We start from the raw sequence: 897 nt of genomic DNA, 5'->3' as shown, positions 1-897 counted from the left end.
ATTGAACTGCTCAATAAAGCAGGGCAACCAGGCATTTGCTTCTGCAATCGAACAGATGCCTTCCAGGCGCATCTCCTTGATCAAACGGTCCTGAAGGGTTCTATTCGCTCGCTCTACGCGACCTTTGGCCTGGGGTGAATTGGCGAAGATAATATCAATGTTTAACTCATTCAGAATCCGCCCAAATTGCGTGATCTGGCTGTCTTGCCTGGATTTCTGGTTGACTCTAAATACCGAGTGTTTATCGCTATAAAAGGCCAAGGGCTTGCCGTATTGCTCAATGTAGGCTCGGGTTGAAAGCATATAGTCAAAGGTCGTTTCAGCCTCACAAAAGCGTAGATGCAACAGCTTGCCGGTAGCATCATCGATATAAACCAGCAAACAGCATTTGGTGGCTCTTCCTTCAAACCAGTCATGATATGAGCCATCAATCTGGATCAGCTCACCGAAGCAATCACGGTTATAGCGTGGCTGGTATGGGCGTTTTAGACGTTTGGATCGCGGAATCCAAAGGTCATTTGCAGTCATCCAGCGCCGAACCGTTTCTACCGGGATATTCAGGTCAAACATGCTGCTGAGCTTCTCATGCGCCAAGGTAGGTCCAAAGCCCAGCAGATGTTCAGAAATAATGGAAAGACATTGCGATTTTAATAAATCGTCATGGCGATGATGGCCCGGTTGACCACGACTGGCATGCGTCATGCCTGAAACACCATCTTGATTGAGCTTCTGCAATAACCGGGTAATTTGACGGGTGGAAAGATTCAGGATTTCAGCAGCACGGACTTGGGTAATACGATGATCTCGAACGTCTTGCAGAACTGCAAGACGTTGAATTTCTTTGTCAGACATAGTGATCAGCATCTATATTTTATATCCAGTCCATGGTGATAAAAA

At 46.5% G+C, this 897-nt stretch carries 1 protein-coding gene; it reads right to left on the bottom strand.

The window, feature by feature from the left end; translation table 11 throughout:
* Positions 1-864, bottom strand: an 864-nt coding sequence (locus AC1M9D_RS14035; RefSeq protein ID WP_481612439.1) for an ISNCY family transposase, incomplete at its 3' end; no start/stop codon positions are given.
* Positions 865-897: the final 33 nt, after the last annotated feature.

The organism is Acinetobacter sp. ANC_7682 (assembly GCF_056779795.1).
Note: the sequence above shows the minus strand (reverse complement) of the source record. Positions and strands in the feature narration are given on the sequence as shown.